Annotated in this window: 19 protein-coding genes and 1 tRNA gene; 13 read left to right on the top strand and 7 right to left on the bottom strand. The window is 67.2% G+C overall.

Annotated features, from left to right (window positions below):
* The coding region (locus ACODT0_RS41605) for a transporter associated domain-containing protein (protein ID WP_489043962.1) at positions 1-179 on the top strand (179 nt) is incomplete at its 5' end.
* 15 nt (positions 180-194) lie between these two features.
* On the opposite strand, the gene ACODT0_RS41600 is transcribed toward ACODT0_RS41605, so the two are convergent.
* Positions 195-878: a lytic transglycosylase domain-containing protein gene (locus ACODT0_RS41600; protein ID WP_057592087.1), complete on the bottom strand. Its 684-nt coding sequence runs from the start codon at positions 876-878 to the stop codon at positions 195-197.
* Positions 875-2,620 carry a proline--tRNA ligase gene (locus ACODT0_RS41595; protein ID WP_489043961.1) on the bottom strand — a complete coding sequence of 582 codons (1,746 nt, stop codon included), beginning with the start codon at positions 2,618-2,620 and terminating at the stop codon, positions 875-877. The genes ACODT0_RS41600 and ACODT0_RS41595 overlap by 4 nt, the downstream gene beginning before the upstream one ends.
* Before the next feature lie 137 nt (positions 2,621-2,757).
* Here ACODT0_RS41595 and ACODT0_RS41590 point away from each other — a divergent pair, with 137 nt between their 5' ends.
* Together ACODT0_RS41590 and ACODT0_RS41585 are read left to right on the top strand one after the other, a co-directional pair.
* Positions 2,758-3,435 (top strand): RNA pyrophosphohydrolase, encoded by a 678-nt coding sequence (locus ACODT0_RS41590; protein ID WP_057592091.1) that lies wholly within the window; start codon positions 2,758-2,760, stop codon positions 3,433-3,435.
* Complete coding sequence (locus ACODT0_RS41585) at positions 3,356-3,976, top strand: CNP1-like family protein (RefSeq protein ID WP_082321941.1); 621 nt, start codon at positions 3,356-3,358, stop codon at positions 3,974-3,976. Before ACODT0_RS41590 ends, ACODT0_RS41585 begins: the two co-directional genes overlap by 80 nt.
* 70 nt (positions 3,977-4,046) lie before the next feature.
* Here ACODT0_RS41585 and proB read toward each other — a convergent pair whose 3' ends face one another.
* The 4 genes from proB to rplU form a co-directional block, all read right to left on the bottom strand.
* Positions 4,047-5,186 (bottom strand): glutamate 5-kinase, encoded by a 1,140-nt coding sequence (gene proB / locus ACODT0_RS41580; protein ID WP_489043960.1) that lies wholly within the window; start codon positions 5,184-5,186, stop codon positions 4,047-4,049.
* Positions 5,187-5,264: 78 nt separating this feature from the next.
* A complete protein-coding gene (gene cgtA / locus ACODT0_RS41575) occupies positions 5,265-6,341 on the bottom strand; it encodes an Obg family GTPase CgtA (protein ID WP_057592095.1) in 1,077 nt (358 codons plus the stop codon).
* Positions 6,342-6,412: 71 nt separating this feature from the next.
* A complete protein-coding gene (gene rpmA / locus ACODT0_RS41570; protein WP_057592096.1) occupies positions 6,413-6,673 on the bottom strand; it encodes a 50S ribosomal protein L27 in 261 nt (86 codons plus the stop codon).
* Positions 6,674-6,685: 12 nt separating this feature from the next.
* Complete coding sequence (rplU, locus tag ACODT0_RS41565) at positions 6,686-6,997, bottom strand: 50S ribosomal protein L21 (RefSeq protein ID WP_057592097.1); 312 nt, start codon at positions 6,995-6,997, stop codon at positions 6,686-6,688.
* Between the two features lie 184 nt (positions 6,998-7,181).
* Here rplU and ACODT0_RS41560 point away from each other — a divergent pair, with 184 nt between their 5' ends.
* From ACODT0_RS41560 to ACODT0_RS41515, 10 genes are all read left to right on the top strand, one after another.
* Positions 7,182-8,174, top strand: a complete 993-nt coding sequence (locus tag ACODT0_RS41560) for a polyprenyl synthetase family protein (RefSeq protein WP_057592098.1) — start codon at positions 7,182-7,184, stop codon at positions 8,172-8,174.
* A 44-nt stretch (positions 8,175-8,218) separates the two neighbouring features.
* Positions 8,219-8,295: transfer RNA gene (locus ACODT0_RS41555), tRNA-Pro, on the top strand.
* Positions 8,296-8,416: 121 nt separating this feature from the next.
* The gene (gene pilB / locus ACODT0_RS41550; protein WP_057592120.1) at positions 8,417-10,150 is read left to right on the top strand and encodes a type IV-A pilus assembly ATPase PilB; all 1,734 of its coding nucleotides are present in this window, start codon (positions 8,417-8,419) and stop codon (positions 10,148-10,150) included.
* A gap of 30 nt (positions 10,151-10,180) precedes the next feature.
* Positions 10,181-11,416: a type II secretion system F family protein gene (locus tag ACODT0_RS41545; RefSeq protein ID WP_057592099.1), complete on the top strand. Its 1,236-nt coding sequence runs from the start codon at positions 10,181-10,183 to the stop codon at positions 11,414-11,416.
* Entirely contained in the window at positions 11,416-12,381 is a 966-nt protein-coding gene (locus ACODT0_RS41540; protein WP_057592100.1) for a prepilin peptidase, read from the top strand. Before ACODT0_RS41545 ends, ACODT0_RS41540 begins: the two co-directional genes overlap by 1 nt.
* A gap of 16 nt (positions 12,382-12,397) precedes the next feature.
* Entirely contained in the window at positions 12,398-13,006 is a 609-nt protein-coding gene (gene coaE, locus ACODT0_RS41535; protein WP_172705374.1) for a dephospho-CoA kinase, read from the top strand.
* A 74-nt stretch (positions 13,007-13,080) separates the two neighbouring features.
* Positions 13,081-14,571: an MBOAT family O-acyltransferase gene (locus ACODT0_RS41530; protein ID WP_057592102.1), complete on the top strand. Its 1,491-nt coding sequence runs from the start codon at positions 13,081-13,083 to the stop codon at positions 14,569-14,571.
* A gap of 1 nt (position 14,572) precedes the next feature.
* Positions 14,573-15,586, top strand: coding sequence for a hypothetical protein (locus ACODT0_RS41525; protein WP_261214023.1), 1,014 nt, complete (start codon positions 14,573-14,575; stop codon positions 15,584-15,586).
* 34 nt (positions 15,587-15,620) lie between these two features.
* Complete coding sequence (gene zapD / locus ACODT0_RS41520; protein ID WP_057592104.1) at positions 15,621-16,376, top strand: cell division protein ZapD; 756 nt, start codon at positions 15,621-15,623, stop codon at positions 16,374-16,376.
* Complete coding sequence (locus ACODT0_RS41515) at positions 16,373-16,597, top strand: DNA gyrase inhibitor YacG (RefSeq protein ID WP_057592105.1); 225 nt, start codon at positions 16,373-16,375, stop codon at positions 16,595-16,597. Before zapD ends, ACODT0_RS41515 begins: the two co-directional genes overlap by 4 nt.
* Before the next feature lie 28 nt (positions 16,598-16,625).
* On the opposite strand, the gene ACODT0_RS41510 is transcribed toward ACODT0_RS41515, so the two are convergent.
* On the bottom strand, positions 16,626-18,002 hold a 1,377-nt coding region (locus ACODT0_RS41510; protein WP_489043959.1), incomplete at its 5' end, for an acyltransferase family protein.

Genomic DNA, 18,002 nt, shown 5'->3' with positions numbered 1-18,002 from the left:
CGCTGCACATCGACGAGCTGCCGCATGCCGACGAGTACGAGACGCTCGCGGGCTTCCTGATGGTGATGCTGCGCCGCGTTCCCAAGCGCACCGACAGCGTGAGCTGGGGGGGCTATACCTTCGAGGTGATGGACGTCGACAGCTACCGCATCGACCAGGTGATGGTCACCAAGACCTGACGGCCCGCACCCGGGTCAGGCCGCGGAACGGGCCTTGTCCTGTTCCTTGCGCTCGATCTCGCGCTCGCGGTCGGCCCAGGCCCACAGCCGCTGGTTCGAGAACACCGCGTTCGGGTACGGCGCCTTGCCGCGGCTGCCGTTGTAGCGGCCCAGCGTCATGAACAGGTCGCCGCTCTCGCGGTCGAGGTAGTGGCGCAGGATCACGCAGCCGAAGCGCAGGTTGGTCTGCATGTGGAACAGCTTGGCCGGGTCGCTGTCGCCGATCACGCGGGTCCAGAACGGCATGACCTGCATGTAGCCGCGCGCGCCCGCGCTCGACACCGCGAACTTGCGGAAATTGCTCTCGACCTGGATCAGCCCGAGCACCAGGCTCACGTCGAGCCCCGAGCGCTTGGCTTCGTACCAGACCGTCTGCAGGAATTCGATGCGCGAGGGTGCGTCGGCGATCTTCTTCTTGAGCCGTTCGCTCATCTCGCCGAGCCAGCGCAGGTAGGCGAGGCGCGCCTCGGTGTTCGCGAACTGCGGCACCGGCGGTGCCTTGTTGTGGATGGCCGAGCTCAGCGCCGTGCGCACCGAGTCGATCAGCGGCTCCTCGATCTGCGCGCCGGCCAGTGCGGGGCGCGGCAGCGACAGCGCCGCGAGGGCGCCCGCCGCGGCCCCGATGCAATGGCGCCGCGAGAAGCCGCCCGCAAGGCTCATGCCGCGAGCTTGCCCGCGATGAAGTCCGCGATGCCGGCGGCCGGCACCTTGGTCGCGGCAGTGTCGCGGCGATGCTGGTATTCGAGCTGGCCTTCCTTGAGGCCGCGGTCGGAGATCACCACGCGGTGCGGCACGCCGATCAGTTCCCAGTCGGCGAACATCGCGCCCGGACGCTCGCCGCGGTCGTCGAGCAGCACGTCGACGCCCTTGGCGAGCAGCTCCTCGTAGAGCGCCTCGGCCGCGGCCTTGACCTCGGCGCTGCGGTCCATGCCGATCGGGCACACCACCACGGTGAACGGCGCGATCGCGTCGGGCCAGATGATCCCGCGCTCGTCGTGGTTCTGCTCGATGGCGGCCGCCGGCAGGCGCGTGATGCCGATGCCGTAGCAGCCCATCTCGAGGAACTGCGGCTTGCCGGACTCGTCGAGGAAGGTGGCGTTCATCGACTTGCTGTACTTGGTGCCCAGCACGAAGACGTGGCCCACCTCGATGCCGCGCTCGATCGCCAGCACGCCCTTGCCGTCGGGCGAGGTATCGCCCGCGACCACGTTGCGCAGGTCGGCCACCAGCTCGGGCTCGGGCAGGTCGCGGCCCCAGTTGACGCCGGTCATGTGGAAGTCGATCTCGTTGGCGCCCGTGATCCAGTCGGCCATCAGCGCGACTTCGCGGTCGGCCACCAGCTTCACCGGCTTCTTGAGGTTCAGCGGGCCGAGGTAGCCCGGCTTGCAGCCGAAGTGCGCATCGATCTCGGCCAGGGTCGCGAAGCGGAAGCCCTTGTCGAGGCCGGGCAGCTTGCCGACCTTGATCTCGTTCATCTCGTGGTCGCCGCGCAGCAGCAGCAGCCAGACCTGCGAGCCCGTGATGTTGCCGGCCTCGTCGACGATGTCGGTGGCCAGCACCAGCGACTTCACGGTGGTGGCGAGCGGCACGCCGAGCAGCACGGCGACGTCCTCGCAGGTGCTCTTGCCGGGCGTGGGCGTCTTCTCGAGCGCGTTGGCGGCGGCGGGACGCGGGCCGGCCGGGGCCAGCGCCTCGGCCTTCTCCATGTTGGCCGCGTAGTCGCTGTCGGGGCAGTAGACGATCGCGTCCTCGCCGGTGGCGGCGATGACCTGGAATTCCTCGCTGAGGTCGCCGCCGATGGCGCCGCTGTCGGCCGCCACGGCGCGGTAGCGCAGGCCGAAGCGATCGAAGATGTTGCGATAGGCCTGCGCCATCGCTTGGTAGCTGGCCTTGGCCGCGTCGAGGTCGCGGTCGAAGCTGTAGGCGTCCTTCATGATGAATTCGCGCCCGCGCATCAGGCCGAAGCGCGGACGGCGCTCGTCGCGGAACTTGGTCTGGATCTGGTAGAAGTTCTTCGGCAGCTGCTTGTAGCTGCGGATCTCCTGGCGCGCGATGTCGGTCACCACCTCTTCGCTGGTGGGCTGCACCACGAAGTCGCGGTCATGGCGGTCCTTGATGCGCAGCAGCTCGGGGCCCATCTTGTCGAAGCGGCCCGACTCCTCCCAGAGTTCGGCGGGCTGCACCACCGGCATCGTCATCTCGACCGCGCCGGCGCGGTTCATCTCCTCGCGCACGATCGCCTCGACCTTGCGGATCACGCGCAGGCCCATGGGCATGTACGTGTAGATGCCGGTGCCGACCTTCTTGATCATGCCCGCGCGCATCATGAGACGGTGGCTCGCCACCTCGGCATCGGCCGGCGCTTCCTTGAGGGTGGAGACGAAGAAACGGGATGCTTTCATCGGAAATGCGGTGCTGGTTCGGAGTGAAACGAGACGGACGACGGTCTCCGTAGAGACCCTGAGAGCCCGGAACCGGTCGCTTGCCGAGTGCAACCCGGCATGCATAATCGACTCAGTTCAAAAATTGGGGTTTGATTATGCTCGACCGGGACGGCTTCAGGCCCAACGTCGGCATCATCCTGCTCAACCAGAAAAACCAGGTTTTTTGGGGCAAACGCATCCGCACGCATTCCTGGCAGTTTCCGCAAGGCGGCATCGACCGCGGCGAAAGTCCCGAGCAAGCCATGTTCCGGGAATTGCACGAGGAAGTGGGTCTCCATCCGGAGCACGTGCGTATCGTGGCCCGTACCCGCGACTGGTTGCGCTACGAGGTGCCGGATCGGTTCATCCGACGAGACGCACGAGGTCACTACAAGGGCCAGAAACAAATCTGGTATCTGCTGCAACTGGTCGGCCACGACTGGGATCTCAACCTGCGTGCCACGGACCATCCCGAATTCGACGCCTGGCGCTGGCACGACTACTGGGTGCCGCTCGACGTGGTCGTCGAATTCAAACGGGGCGTCTACGAAATGGCGCTCACCGAGCTTGCTCGCTACCTGCCACGGCAGGATTTCCGCAATCGCTTCCTGCGCAGCAACGTGCGCGCCCGAGAGTTCGAGCGCCATCCTTCCGCGGGCGGCCACGACGCCAACTTCGAACTGCCTCCGGGCGCGAGCTTCGACCCGGATCCCAATGTCAAACCTGCGACCGACTCTTCCGACGCACCCGTCTTCCCGTCCGCATCCGCTGCGCAGCCTCCCACGCCTCGCTAGCCCGGCGCTCGTTCTCGCGAGCGCCCTGCTGCTGGCGGCCTGCGGCTCGGGCCAGCACAACACCGACAACCCCGACTGGGCGCAAGGCGGCATGCCGCCACCGCCCAAGACCACGGTGTCGGATGGCGAATGGCAGGAATCGGCGGCACCGCCACCGCCGGCCTTCGACCAGAACCGCCTGGTGCCGATCGAGATGCCGCCCTACATGACGCTGAAGTTCGGCATCGACCCGCAGACCATCACGATCACGCCCGACGGCATCGTGCGCTACGTGGTGGTGGCAAGCAGCAAGTCCGGCGGCACGGTCAACGCCTTCTACGACGGCGTGCGCTGCAAGACCGGCGAGATGAAGAGCTATGCGCGCTACAGCGGCAATGCCTGGGAGCTGGCCAAGGCGCCCGAATGGAAGCGCATCACCGACCTCAACTCGCGCTACACCTGGGCCATCGCGACCCAGGGCCTGTGCCGCGACAGCGCACCGCGCTCGACGGCCAGCGAGATCGTCCAGTACATCCGCAATCCCGTGCGCGAAGTGCAGTGAGCGGCACGCCGGCACGATGAGAAAAGGCCCCGATCGGGGCCTTTTTCTTTGGCGCGGGCCGAAGCAAGCCTCAGACCGGCATCAGCACCATGTTGTCCCGGTGCACCATCTCCGGCTCGGCCGCGTAGCCCAGCAGCCGCTCGAACTCGGCCGAGGGCTTGCGGCACAGCAGCCGCGCCTCGACGCTCGAGTAGTTGGCGAGGCCGCGCGCCAGCTCGATGCCCTCGGCATCGCGCACCGCGATCACGTCGCCGCGCGAGAACTCGCCCGACACGCCCGTCATGCCGATCGGCAGCAGGCTCTTGCCCTCGGCGCGCACCTTGGCGGCCGCGCCGGCATCGACGATCACGGCGCCACGCAGTTGCAGATGGTCGGCCATCCAGCGCTTGCGCGCCTGGTGCTTCGCGGTCTGCGCCACCAGCAGCGTGCCGATCGCCTCGCCTTGCGCGAGGCGCAGCAATGCGTCGGTCTCGCGGCCCCAGGCGATCACGGTGGAAGCGCCCGAGCCGGCCGCGCGCTTGGCCGCGAGGATCTTGGTGATCATCCCGCCCTTGCCGATGCTCGAGCCCGCACCGCCGGCCATGGCCTCGAGCGCCGGGTCGCCCGCGGCGGCCTCGTGGATGAACTTCGCGTCGGGGTCCTTGCGCGGATCGGCCGAATAGAGGCCGCGCTGGTCGGTGAGGATCACCAGCGCATCGGCCTCCACGAGGTTCGCGACCAGCGCGCCGAGCGTGTCGTTGTCGCCGAACTTGATCTCGTCGTTGACCACGGTGTCGTTCTCGTTGATGACCGGCACCACGCCGAGCCGCAGCAACGTCACCAGGGTCGAACGGGCATTGAGGTAGCGCTCGCGGTCGGCCAGGTCGGCATGCGTGAGCAGCACCTGCGCGCTGCCGATGCGGTTCTCGCGCAGCTTGGTCTCGTACATCTGGGCCAGGCCCATCTGGCCGACGGCCGCGGCGGCCTGGAGTTCGTGCACCTCGTGCGGCCGGGTCTTCCAGCCGAGGCGCTTCATGCCTTCGGCGATGGCGCCGCTCGACACCATCACCACCTCGCGCCCGTCGCGCACCAGCGCGGCCAGCTGCCGGCACCACTCGCCGATGGCGCCCTCGTCGAGGCCGCGGCCCTCGTTCGTCACGAGGCTCGAGCCCACCTTGACGACGATGCGGCGGGCGTCCCGCAGGGCTGTGGATCCGGTATTCGAGGTCATGGAAGGCTGTAGCAGGCGTGAAGACTGACGATTAGGCTATTTATTCAATAGCAATGCAGAAGCCGGGCCGAGGCCCGCTCAAGGCTTTTCGGGCGGCAGCTCGACGAAGCGCGGATCGATCTCGGCCGGCGGCTGCTCGGCCACCTGCTGCGCCTTCACCTGCTGGTAGATCGCATGCACGAGCGGCTCGCAACCCTCGCGGGTCAGCGCGGAGATCTCGAACACCGGGCCCTTGAAGCGCAGGCGCTTGACGAAGTCCTTCACGCGCGCGGCGCGCTCGTCCTCGGGGATCATGTCCAGCTTGTTGAGCACCAGCCAGCGCGGCTTCTCGTAGAGCTGCGCGTCGTACTTCTTGAGTTCACCGACGATCGCCTTGGCCTGCGCGACCGGGTCGATGCCCTCGTCGAAGGGCGCGAGGTCGACCACGTGCAGCAGCAAGCGGGTGCGCTGCAGGTGGCGCAGGAACAGGTGGCCGAGGCCGGCGCCCTCGGAGGCGCCTTCGATCAGACCGGGCAGGTCGGCCACCACGAAGCTCTGCTCGGGGCCGACGCGCACGACGCCGAGGTTGGGATGCAGCGTGGTGAACGGGTAGTCGGCGATGCGCGGACGCGCGTTCGAGATCGCGCTGATCAAGGTCGACTTGCCGGCGTTCGGCATGCCCAGCAGGCCCACGTCGGCCAGCACCTTGAGCTCGAGCTTGAGGCTCTTGCGCTCGCCGGGCCAGCCGGGCGTCTTCTGCCGGGGCGCGCGATTGATGGCGCTCTTGAAGCGCAGGTTGCCGAAGCCGCCGTCACCGCCCTTGGCGATGGTGATGACCTCGCCCGGCGTCAGCAGCTCGTAGAGCACCTCGCCGGTCTCGGCGTCGCTGATGATCGTGCCGACCGGCATCTTTAGCGTGATGTCGTCGCCCGCGGCGCCGAACATGTCGGAGCCCATGCCGTGCTCGCCGCGCCTGGCCTCGTGCCGGCGCGAGTAGCGGAAATCCACCAGCGTGTTGAGGTTCGAGTCGGCCACGGCGAACACATGGCCGCCGCGCCCGCCGTCGCCGCCATTGGGGCCGCCGAATTCCTTGTACTTCTCATGGCGGAACGACACGCAGCCGTTGCCGCCATCGCCGGCGGCGATGTCGATGAAGGCTTCGTCGACGAACTTCATGGGATGTCCAGTTTACAAATGAAGAAGCCCCGGCAAAGCGGGGCTCCGAGACAGTCGAAGTGGCTGGAGGCTCAGGCCGCCGGCGTCACATTGACCATGTGCTTGTTGAGCGCACCCTTGAAGCCGAACGACACGTGGCCGTCGACGAGGGCGAACAGCGTGTGGTCCTTGCCCACGCCGACGTTCACGCCGGGGTGGAACTGGGTACCGCGCTGGCGCACGATGATCGAGCCGGCGCTGATCAGTTGGCCGCCGAAGGCCTTCACGCCGAGCATCTTGGGCTTGGAATCGCGCCCGTTTCGCGTGGAGCCGCCGCCTTTTTTCTGTGCCATGGAGTCTGCTCCTTAACCGGCGATCGCGCCGATTTGCAGCTCGGTGAACTGCTGGCGATGGCCTTGACGTTTCTGATAGTGCTTGCGACGGCGCATCTTGAAGATGCGAACCTTGTCGTGCTTGCCGTGCGACAGTACCGTGACCGTCACCGTTGCACCGGACACCAGGGGCGTGCCAACCTTGATTTCAGCGCCGTTTCCGACGGCCAGAACCTGGTCGATCACGATTTCCTGGCCAACGTCCGCAGCAATCTGTTCTACTTTGATTTTCTCGCCGGAAGCAACGCGATACTGCTTGCCACCGGTTTTTATGACCGCGTACATGTGAACCTCTTGAGGATGGAGTCTCCGCGGCGAATTCCGCAGAGCCCAAGACTATAGCACGGTTTGCGTACGCTCACATGCCCAAGCAGTCGGCCCAGGCCGGCCGCCTCCTCCCGCTCCCTATAATCGGCGCCTTCCGGCGTCCGCGCCATCCCTGTATTCAGCAGCGCCCAGCGCCCACGCTTTGTCAGTTCCCGCCGCCGACACCTCCCCCACCGCCGCAGTCCTCGGCCTGATCGCCGGTGACATGGTCGAAGTCGACCGCGTGATCTCCAACCGCCTCGACACCGGGGTACCGTTGGTCAGCCAAGTCTCGAAGTACATCATCTCCGCCGGAGGCAAGCGCCTGCGGCCGGCCCTGCTGCTGCTGATGGCCGGCGCGCTCGGCTACACCGGCGAACAGCGCTTCAATCTCGCGGCCGTGGTGGAGTTCATCCACACCGCCACGCTGCTGCACGACGACGTGGTCGACGAATCCACGCTGCGCCGCGGCCGCCCGACCGCCAACGAATCCTTCGGCAATCCGGCCAGCGTGCTGGTCGGCGACTTTCTCTATTCGCGCGCCTTCCAGATGATGTTGGATGCCAACAACATGCGCGTGATGCAGATCCTGGCCGAAGCGACCAACGTGATCGCCGAAGGCGAGGTGCTGCAGCTGATGAACATGCACGACGCCTCGCTCGACGAGTCGGCCTACCTGCGCGTCATCCGCTCCAAGACCGCCAAGCTGTTCGAGGCCAGCACGCGCCTGGCCGCCGTGCTGGCGGGCGTGACGCCCGAGGTCGAGGAAGCCTGCGCCACCTACGGGCAGGCGCTGGGCACGGCCTTCCAGGTGATCGACGACGTGCTCGACTACGCGGGCGATGCCAGCGAGACCGGCAAGAATCTCGGCGACGACCTGCGCGAAGGCAAGACCACGCTGCCGCTGATCTTCGCGATGCAGCGCGGCAGCGCGGCGCAGAGCGCGCTGGTGCGTGCCGCCATCGAGGCGGGTGACACCGCCCAGCTGGGCAAGATCGTCGAGATCGTGCGCGAAACGGGCGCCCTCGATGCGTCGCGCGCGGCTGCCGCGGCGGAGGCTCAGCGTGCTATTTCTGCACTCGACGGCTTCGCGGCCAATTCGCACGCTTCAGGTTTGCTACAATTAGCGGCTCAGCTGCTTGAGCGGCGTGCCTGACACCTCTTACGAGTTGGCCAAGGACGACTGACTTTTCGCACCATCGGGGTGTAGCTTAGCCTGGTAGAGCGCTACGTTCGGGACGTAGAGGCCGGAGGTTCGAATCCTCTCACCCCGACCAGTCTTTTCGAGACTGGCATAAACCTTCAGAATGCCATTTTCTGTTGCTGTACGGCGATTTACAGCACCGGAGTGTTCAGCGATGATCGTGAAGCAATTTCTCACATCTCTTGCATTCGCTGATGGCTGCAGCCGAACTTCCCGTTAAAGAAAACCCGCAAGTCGCCTTGCCAGGGCTTGCACGCGCGCTGGTTTCGGCCGGCAAGCTGCCCGCGAAGACCGCGGAAGATCTCTATCAGAAGTCGCTGAGCAGCCGCTCCAGTTTCATCGCCGAGCTCACGGGCACCGGCGCCGTCTCGGCCGCCGACCTCGCCCACACGCTCTCGAATGCGTTCGGCGCCCCGCTGCTCGACCTCGACGCCATCGACCACCAGCGCCTGCCGAAGGACCTGCTCGATCCCAAGCTCTGCCAGGCCTACCGCATCGTCGTCCTCAGCAAGCGCAACAACCGCCTGATCGTCGCCACGGCCGACCCGTCCGACCAGCAGGCGGCCGAGAAGATCAAGTTCGCCTCCCAGATGGGCGTGGACTGGGTCATCGCCGAGTACGACAAGCTCTCGCGCATGGTCGAGGCCGCCGCCGCGAGCGCGGCCGAAACCATCAACAGCATCGTCGGTACCGAGTTCGAGTTCGACGACGTCACGGCCGACACCGCCGGCGACGCCAACGAACAGGCTATCGCCGAGGTCGAGGACGCGCCGGTCGTGCGCTTCCTGCACAAGATGCTGCTCGACGCGGTCAGCATGCGCGCCTCGGACATCCACTTCGAGCCCTACGAGCACCACTACCGCGTGCGCTTCCGGGTCGACGGCGAACTGCGCGAGGTCGCGAGCCCGCCCACCGTGATCAAGGACAAGCTGGCGTCGCGCATCAAGGTCATCTCGCGGCTCGACATCTCCGAGAAGCGCGTGCCCCAGGACGGGCGCATGAAGCTCAAGATCGGCCCCGACCGCGTGATCGACTTCCGCGTGAGCACGCTGCCCACGCTGTTCGGCGAGAAGATCGTGGTCCGGATTCTCGACCCCAGCAGCGCGCGCATGGGCATCGATGCGCTGGGCTACGACGCCGACGAGAAGGAACGCCTGCTGCACGCGATCAGCCGGCCCTATGGCATGGTGCTCGTGACCGGGCCGACCGGCTCGGGCAAGACGGTGTCGCTCTACACCTGCCTGAACCTGCTGAACCAGCCGGGCGTGAACATCGCGACCGCCGAAGACCCGTCGGAAATCAACCTGCCGGGCGTCAACCAGGTCAACGTGAACGAGAAGGCCGGCCTGACCTTCGCGGCCGCGCTGCGGGCCTTCCTGCGGCAGGACCCGGACATCATCATGGTCGGCGAAATCCGCGACCTCGAAACCGCCGACATCTCGATCAAGGCCGCGCAGACCGGCCACCTGGTGCTGTCGACGCTGCACACCAACGACGCGCCCACCACGCTCACGCGGATGCGCAACATGGGCATCGCGCCCTTCAACATCGCATCGAGCGTGATCCTGATCACCGCCCAGCGGCTCGCGCGGCGGCTGTGCATGACCTGCCGCACGCCCGCGGACATCCCGCGCGAGGCGCTGATCGAGGCCGGTTTCCAGGAGCACGAGGTCGACGGCAGCTGGAAGCCCTACCGGCCCGTGGGCTGCGCGGCCTGCACCGGCGGCTACAAGGGCCGGGTCGGCATCTACCAGGTGATGCCGATCTCCGAGGCGATCCAGGAGATCATCCTGCGCGACGGCAGCGCGCTCGACATCGCGCAGCAGTCGGAAGCCGAAGGCGTGCGCTCGCTGCGCAAGTCGGGCCTGCGCAAGGTGATGCAGGGCCTGACCTCGCTCGAGGAAGTGGTGGCGGTCACCAACCTATAACGAACACATCGGAAGCGGAGATCGAACCGAATGGCCACAGCAGCATCGACGACAAACCGGCAACGGCGCGACGTCAAGGAATTCGTCTTCGAGTGGGAAGGCAAGGATCGCAACGGCAAGCTGGTACGCGGCGAACTGCGTGCCGGCGGCGAAAACCAGGTGCAGGCCGCGCTGCGGCGCCAGGGCGTGCTCGCGACCAAGATCAAGAAGCGCCGCACGCGCTCGGGCAAGACGATCAAGCCCAAGGACATCGCGATCTTCACGCGCCAGCTCGCCACCATGATGAAGGCCGGCGTGCCGCTGCTGCAGTCCTTCGACATCGTGGGCCGCGGCAACGCCAATCCCAGCGTCGCCAAGCTGCTCAACGACATCCGCAGCGACGTCGAGACCGGTACCTCGCTGTCGTCGGCGTTCCGCAAGTTCCCGAAGTACTTCGACAACCTCTATTGCAACCTGGTCGAGGCCGGCGAAGCAGCCGGTATCCTCGAGGAGCTGCTCGACCGCCTCGCCACCTACATGGAGAAGACCGAGGCGATCAAGTCGAAGATCAAGTCGGCGCTGATGTATCCGACCTCGGTGGTCGTGGTGGCCTTCGTGGTGGTGGCAATCATCATGATCTTCGTGATCCCGGCCTTCAAGCAGGTGTTCAGCTCCTTCGGCGCCGACCTGCCCGCGCCCACGCTCTTCGTGATGGCCGTCAGCGAGTTCTTCGTGGCCTACTGGTGGCTGATCTTCGGCGTGATCGGCGGCGGCCTCTACTTCTTCTTCCAGGCCTGGAAGCGCAACGAGCGCGTGCAGCGGGTCATGGACCGCCTGCTGCTGCGGGTACCGATCTTCGGCGCGCTGATCGAGAAGTCCTGCGTCGCGCGCTGGACGCGCACCCTGGCCACCATGTTCGCCGCGGGCGTGCCGCTGGTCGAAGCCCTCGACTCCGTCGGCGGCGCCTCGGGCAACACCGTGTACGGCGACGCCACGGCCAAGATCCAGCAGGAGGTATCGACCGGCACCAGCCTCACGAATGCGATGACCAACGTCAACCTGTTTCCCTCGATGGTGATCCAGATGACCGCCATCGGCGAGGAATCGGGCTCCATCGACCACATGCTCGGCAAGGCCGCGGACTTCTACGAGTCCGAGGTCGACGACATGGTCGCCGGCCTGTCGAGCCTGATGGAGCCGATCATCATCGTCTTCCTCGGCGTGATCATCGGCGGCATCGTGGTCTCGATGTACCTGCCCATCTTCAAGCTCGGCCAGGTCGTCTGATGCCGGTGTCGCAGGGATTCGACGCCGCGCTGGCCGGCGTCCTCGGTCTGCTGATCGGCAGCTTTCTCAACGTGGTGATCTACCGTACGCCGGTGATGATGTACCGCGACTGGCTCAACGACGCGGTCGCGAACCTCATGAGCTCGAAGGACATGCCCTCGCTCTGGTCGCTGGTCTTCGGCCCGAAGGCGCAGCCGCCGGCCGGCCTCGAGGCCGCGGCCGACAAGGCCGCGATCGAGCTCGAGAAGCTGCCGCGCTTCGACCTCACGCGCCCCCGCTCGCGCTGCGGCGGCTGCGGCCACGAGATCCGCTGGTACGAGAACATCCCGGTGCTGAGCTACCTCGCGCTGCGCGGCCGCTGCGGTGCCTGCAAGACGCGGATCAGCCCGCGCTATCCGTTGGTCGAGCTGGCCACCGCCGCGCTGTTCGCGCTGTGCGGCCATCGCTTCGGCCTCACGCCGACGGGCGCGCTGTGGGCGGCCTTCGCGGCGCTGCTGGTCTGCCAGTTCCTGATCGACTTCGACACCCAGTTCCTGCCCGACTCGATCAACTACCTGCTGCTGTGGCTCGGCCTGATCGGCGCGGCCGCGGGCTGGACCGGCACCTCGCTGCAGCTCTCGGTCTGGGGCGCGGTGTTCGGCTACCTGAGCCTCTGGCTGGTCTACCATGGCTACCGACTCGTCACGGGCAAGGAAGGCATGGGCTACGGCGACTTCAAGCTGCTGGCGGCGCTGGGCGCATGGCTCGGTGCCGACTACCTGATCGCGATCATCCTGGTGTCGTCGCTCGTGGGCGCCGTGCTGGGCCTGGGCATGCGCATCGCGGGCAAGCTGGCCCACAAGGACATCCCGATCGCCTTCGGCCCCTTCCTCGCGGGCGCGGGCCTGGTCTGCCTCGTGATCGGCCCCGGCGCCGTCAAGCAATGGGCGCCCTTCGCCTTCCCGCTCGGCCCCTGGCTGCACTGAAAGCCGCGCCCCTCCCATGATCCGGCGCATCGGCCTCACCGGCGGCATCGGCAGCGGCAAGAGCACCGTCGCGGGTCTGCTGGTGGCCGAGGGCGCGGTGCTGGTCGATACCGACGCCATCGCACGCCGCATCGCCGAGCCCGGCGGCATCGCGATGCCGGCCCTCGAGGCCCGCTTCGGCACCGCGGTGCTGCGGCCCGACGGAGGCCTCGACCGCGCCCGCATGCGCGAGATCGTGTTCCAGGACCCCGAGGCCAAGCGCGCGCTCGAAGGCATCCTCCACCCCCTGATCGGCACCGAGACCCGGCGCGAGGCCGCGGCCGCCGGCCCCGATGCCACCATCGTCTTCGACGTCCCGCTGCTGGTCGAATCGGGGCGCTGGCGCGCACTGGTCGAGCGCGTGCTGGTGGTCGATGCCACCGAGGAAACCCAGCTGCGGCGCGTCGTCGCGCGCTCGGGCTGGACACCCGAGGCGGTACGCTCGGTGATCGCGCAGCAGGCCCCGCGGGCGCTGCGCCGGGCCGCGGCCGACGCGGTCGTCTACAACGAAAGCCTGTCGCTGGAGGAACTCGCCGTGCAGGTGCGGGGTCTCTGGAAACGGTGGACGTCGGCCGGCACGCGATAATCCCCGGTTAGCCGCAGCGGCGGCTGCACCACGATTACGACAAAAAGGCGCTCGCTGCAGCGCCTCCTTTCGAGATGCTGTTCAACTCGTACCCCTTCATCTTTGTCTATTTCCCACTGGTGCTGCTCGGGTTCTTCCTGATCGGCAAACGCAACATCCGGGCCGCGGCCGGATTTCTTGCGCTGGCCTCGCTGTTCTTCTACGGCTGGTGGAGCGTGCAGGCGCTGCCGCTGCTGCTGGCCTCGATCTGCGTCAACTACTGGTTCGGCCTGCGCCTGACGCCGGCCCCGGGGCGCGACGACCGCCGGCGCAAGACCTTGCTGATCACGGCGCTCACGGTCAACCTGGTGGTGCTCGCGGTCTTCAAGTACGCCAACTTCTTCGTCTCGAACGTCAACGACGGCCTGAGCGCCGCGGGCCTCGCGCCGATCCCGCTGCTGCACATCGTGCTGCCGATCGGCATCTCGTTCTATACCTTCACGCAGATCGCCTTCCTGGTCGACTGCTGGCAGGGCAAGGTGCACGAGCGCAGCTTCATCCACTACGTGCTGTTCGTCACCTACTTCCCGCATCTGATCGCGGGCCCGGTGCTGCACCACGCGCAGATGATGCCGCAGTTCGCCAACCCGGCGACCTACCGCGCCGACCCCAACAAGATCGCGCTCGGCCTGGCCATCTTCACCTTCGGCCTGGCCAAGAAGCTCTTGATCGCCGACCCGATGGGCCAGTACGCCGACCTGGTCTTCAATGGCGTGCACAACGGCATCGAGCCCACGCTCTACACCGCTTGGTTCGGCGTGCTCGCCTACACGCTGCAGATCTACTTCGACTTCTCGGGCTACTCCGACATGGCGGTCGGCCTGTCGCTGTGCCTGGGCGTGCAGCTGCCGCTGAACTTCAACTCGCCCTACAAGTCGACCAACATCATCGAGTTCTGGCGCCGCTGGCACATCTCGCTGTCGACCTTCCTGCGCGACTACCTCTACATCCCGCTGGGCGGCAACCGCAAGGGCCCGAAGCGCCGCCACGTGAACCTGTTCCTCACGATGGTGCTCGGCGGCCTGTGGCACGGCGCGGCCTGGACCTTCGTGATCTGGGGCGCGCTGCACGGCATCTTCCTGATGATCAACCACGTCTGGACCACCACCTTCCGCAAGGGCCCGTCGGGCATCGCCGGCCGCGTCTTCGGCTGGTTCCTGACCTTCCTGTGCGTGATGATCGCCTGGGTGATGTTCCGCGCCGAGAGCCTGCACGCCGCCATGGACATCTACCGCGGCATGCTGGGCCTGCACGGCGCGCCCGGCACCGCATTCCGCGAATTCCTCGCGGTGCCCTATCGCAAGCCCGAGTTCTTCCAGACCATGCTGGTTGCGATGGTCATCTGCCTCGCACTGCCGCCCACCATCACGCTGCAGCGCTGGGTTCCGCAGGCCGCGGCGTTGGCCGGCCGTCCCGCGCTCAGCAAGCTGTTCACGGCCGCGATGGCGGTCTTCACCGTGACGCTGCTCGGCATCTGCATCTCGAAGCTCGGCACCTACAGCCCCTTCCTCTATTTCCAGTTCTGACATGACGCCCGCAAAACTGTGGCTGCGGATCTTCGTGGCCGGATTCCTCGTCATCTCGTCGCTGCTGGTGCTCACGCTCGCGACGCCCATTCCCTACGGCGACCTGAGCCGCATCGGCCTGATGTCCGACCGCGAGTTCGGCTGGACCCAGGAGCCGCCCAAGGTCGCACCCGAATACCTGCATGCCGTGCCGCTCGACCAGGCCGACATCGTCGTGATCGGCGACAGCTTCTCGATGACGCACCGCTGGCAGTCGGTGCTGGTCAAGGCCGGCTACAAGGTCACCACGGCTTTCTGGGGGCAGTTCGACGAGCGCCTGTGCGGCGACTTCGACGCCTGGCTCGCGCGCGCCGGCTTCAAGGGCAAGCTCGTGATCGTCGAGAGCGTGGAGCGCATCCTGCAGGAGCGCATGCGCTACACGCGCAGCTGCGAGACGATGAAGCGGCCCTTCGCCGCGCGCACCGAGCCCTTCGCGGTGCCGCTCGAGCACGTGCCCGGCTTCGCGCTCAACTGGGGCGCCAAGCTGACCTCGGGCCTGGACACGCTCAAGTACACGCGCGCCGCCAAGGCGACCACGGCCGACACCATCTCCACCGACCGCACCAAGGCGCGCACGGTGGTCAATGGTTGCGACATGTTCAGCCATCGCCTGTGCAACAAGGCCCTGTTCTTCGGCGAGGACGACGAGAACGGCGAGCTGCCGGCCGCGGACGTGGCCGCGATGCAGGCCTTCACGAAGTCGCAGACCGCGTTCCCGATGCTCTGGATGGTGATCCCCAACAAGACCACCACCTACATCGATCCCTCGCACTCGAAGGCCTTCGTCGAGGCCTTCAAGACCTCGGGCCTGGGCCCCGACCTGTTCGCCTTCGCGCAGGAAAAGAAGACCCAGATCCGCGACTTCTACTTCCCCAACGACACCCATCTGTCGATGCACGGCCAGCTCGCGCTTGGCGAGCTGATGCTCGGCGAGGTGCGCAAGATCGTGCCTCAGCCCCCGTCACGCACGCCATGAGGCTATCATCGCCTCGTCAGGAGACCGAGCCCGCGTGATCCTCTACGAGTACCCCTTCAACGAGCGCATCCGGACCTATCTGCGACTGGAGCACCTGTTTCGCCGCCTCGGCGAGCTGGTGCCTGCCGAGTCGCCCCTGTCCCACCACTTCGCGCTCGTCACCATCTTCGAGATCATGGACGTGGCCGCGCGCGCGGACCTCAAGGCCGACGTCATGCGCGACCTCGAGAAGCACAAGTCCGCCTTCAACGCCTACCGCGGCAATCCGAACATCTCGGAAGCCGCGCTCGACCAGGTGGTGGCGCAGCTCGAGCGCAACTTCAACACGCTCAACGGCATCGCGGGCAAGGCCGGCCAGTCGCTGACCGAGAACGAGTGGCTCATGAGCATCCGCAGCCGCGCGAGCATTCCGGGCGGCACCTGCGAATTCGACCTGCCCGCCTACTACGCCTGGCAGCACCGCAGCACCCAGAGCCGGCGCGCCGACCTCGAGCGCTGGTCGGGCACGCTGGCACCGCTGGCCGAATCGATCTACCTGCTGCTCAAGCTCTTGCGCGATGCCGATGTGCCCTACAAGGTCATCGCCACCAACGGGCAGTTCCAGCAGAACCTGCCCCAGGGCCGCAGCTTCCAGCTGCTGCGCCTGCGCATCGACCCCAAGCTCGGCCTGATCCCCGAGATCAGCGGCAACCGGCTCATGGTCTCGGTGCGGCTCATGCGCCACGAGAGCGACGACCGCCTCCACCAGAGCAGCGACGACACCCCGTTCGAACTCACCCTGTGCGCATGACCGGCGAAGAGCGCATCGAGGCCCGCAAGGGCGAACGCATCGTCCGCTGCCCGACCTGCGGCGGCGACAGCGTCTATTCGGAACGCAACCCCTACCGCCCCTTCTGCAGCGCGCGCTGCAAGGGCATCGACCTCGGCGCCTGGGCCAGCGAGGAGTTCAGGATGCCGGCCGAGGCCCCGCCCGACGACGAGCCCTTCGGCGATCCGAAGGCGCAGCAGTAGCACGCTCCACGGAAATCCGTGGGTTGCGCTACCTGCCGCCCGCGGGCGGCGCTTCCCCGAGAAAGATCCTGTCGACGTAGTCCGCGTGCGCTCGCGTGTACACGGGCCGCAGATGTTCGCCGTCCTTGTAGACCGGCTTGCCGTCGGCCGTCACGCGCAGGCATTGGCCGTCCTTGCACAGCGAGGCCATCGGTTCGACCACCTGCGCACCGCTGTCCAGCGCGATCTGCCGCAGCCGCGCATTGAGCTCGGCCTGCGCCGCGGGCACCGGGGCCGTCGGCGAATCGAGCACCACCGTCATCGTGCCGAGCCGGCTGCCCGCGATCATGCGCTGCGGCTGGAAGTCCATGCCGCTCGGGTTGTCGAGCAGCAGGTAGACCTTCTTGCCCTGCTTCACGAGTTCGGCCATGGTGTGGCCCAGCATCGAGAGCGCCGGCGCGATGCCGGGCCCGCCGTTGTTCACCGGGTAGACCGCGCGGCCCTCGCGGTACTCGTAGGCCAGCGGGAAATCGCCGCTGAAGTAGCAGTTCCAGCAGCCGCCGAACACCACGGTGTCGATCTGCGGCGCGCGCGCGAGCTCCAGCATGCCGTCGCGCTGTTCGCCGCAGGCCGGGTTGCCCTCGGCGAACATGCCGGGAATCGGCGCGCAGGCGCCCCAGGTGTAGAAGTAGGCGGTCGCCATGCGCTCGGGTGCCAGGCGCTCGAGCGCCTTGGCGCGCGGCCCGTACTGCTGCATGTGGCTGTCGCCGATCAAGAGCACCTTGCGCTCGCCGCGGCCGACCCGGTAGACCAGGTGCGGGCCCACCTTCTCGGGCGTGAAGCCGTCGTAGTAGCCGTCGTCCACGGTCGCGTCGGTCACCTTCTGCAGCATCTCGCCGCCGTTGCGCGCCGGCAGGCCGGCCACCACCATCGCGCCGGCCAGCACGATCGCGCAGCCGATGCCGACCAGCCCGCGCAAGAGCGGCGCGCCCGCGCGCGTGCGCGTGAAGCGTTCGAGAAAGCGGTAGGTCAGCCAGGCCAGCAGCACCGCCGCGACCACCGCGCCGGTGCGCACGCCCGCCGAGGGCTCCCAGCCGCCATTGAGGATGCGCGGGTACACCAGCAGCGGCCAATGCCACAGGTACAACGGATAGCTGATCAGCCCGATGCCCACCATCAGCGGATTCGACAGCAGGTACCGATTGAGCACCCCCTGCGGCCCCGCCGCGATGCAGCTCGCCGCACCCAGCACCGGCAGCAGCGCCCACCAGCCCGGAAACGCCTTGTCCGCGCGGATCGTCGTCAGCGCCAGCACGATCAGCCCCACCCCCAGCACCGACTGCACATGGCTGCGCCACGCGGGCTTCGTCACCCCGGCATCCCTCAACCGCATGCACGCCAGGATCCCGCCCGCCATCAGCTCCCA

It is taken from the genome of Variovorax sp. FG153, assembly GCF_057809595.1.
This window is presented reverse-complemented; position numbering and strand designations above follow the sequence as displayed.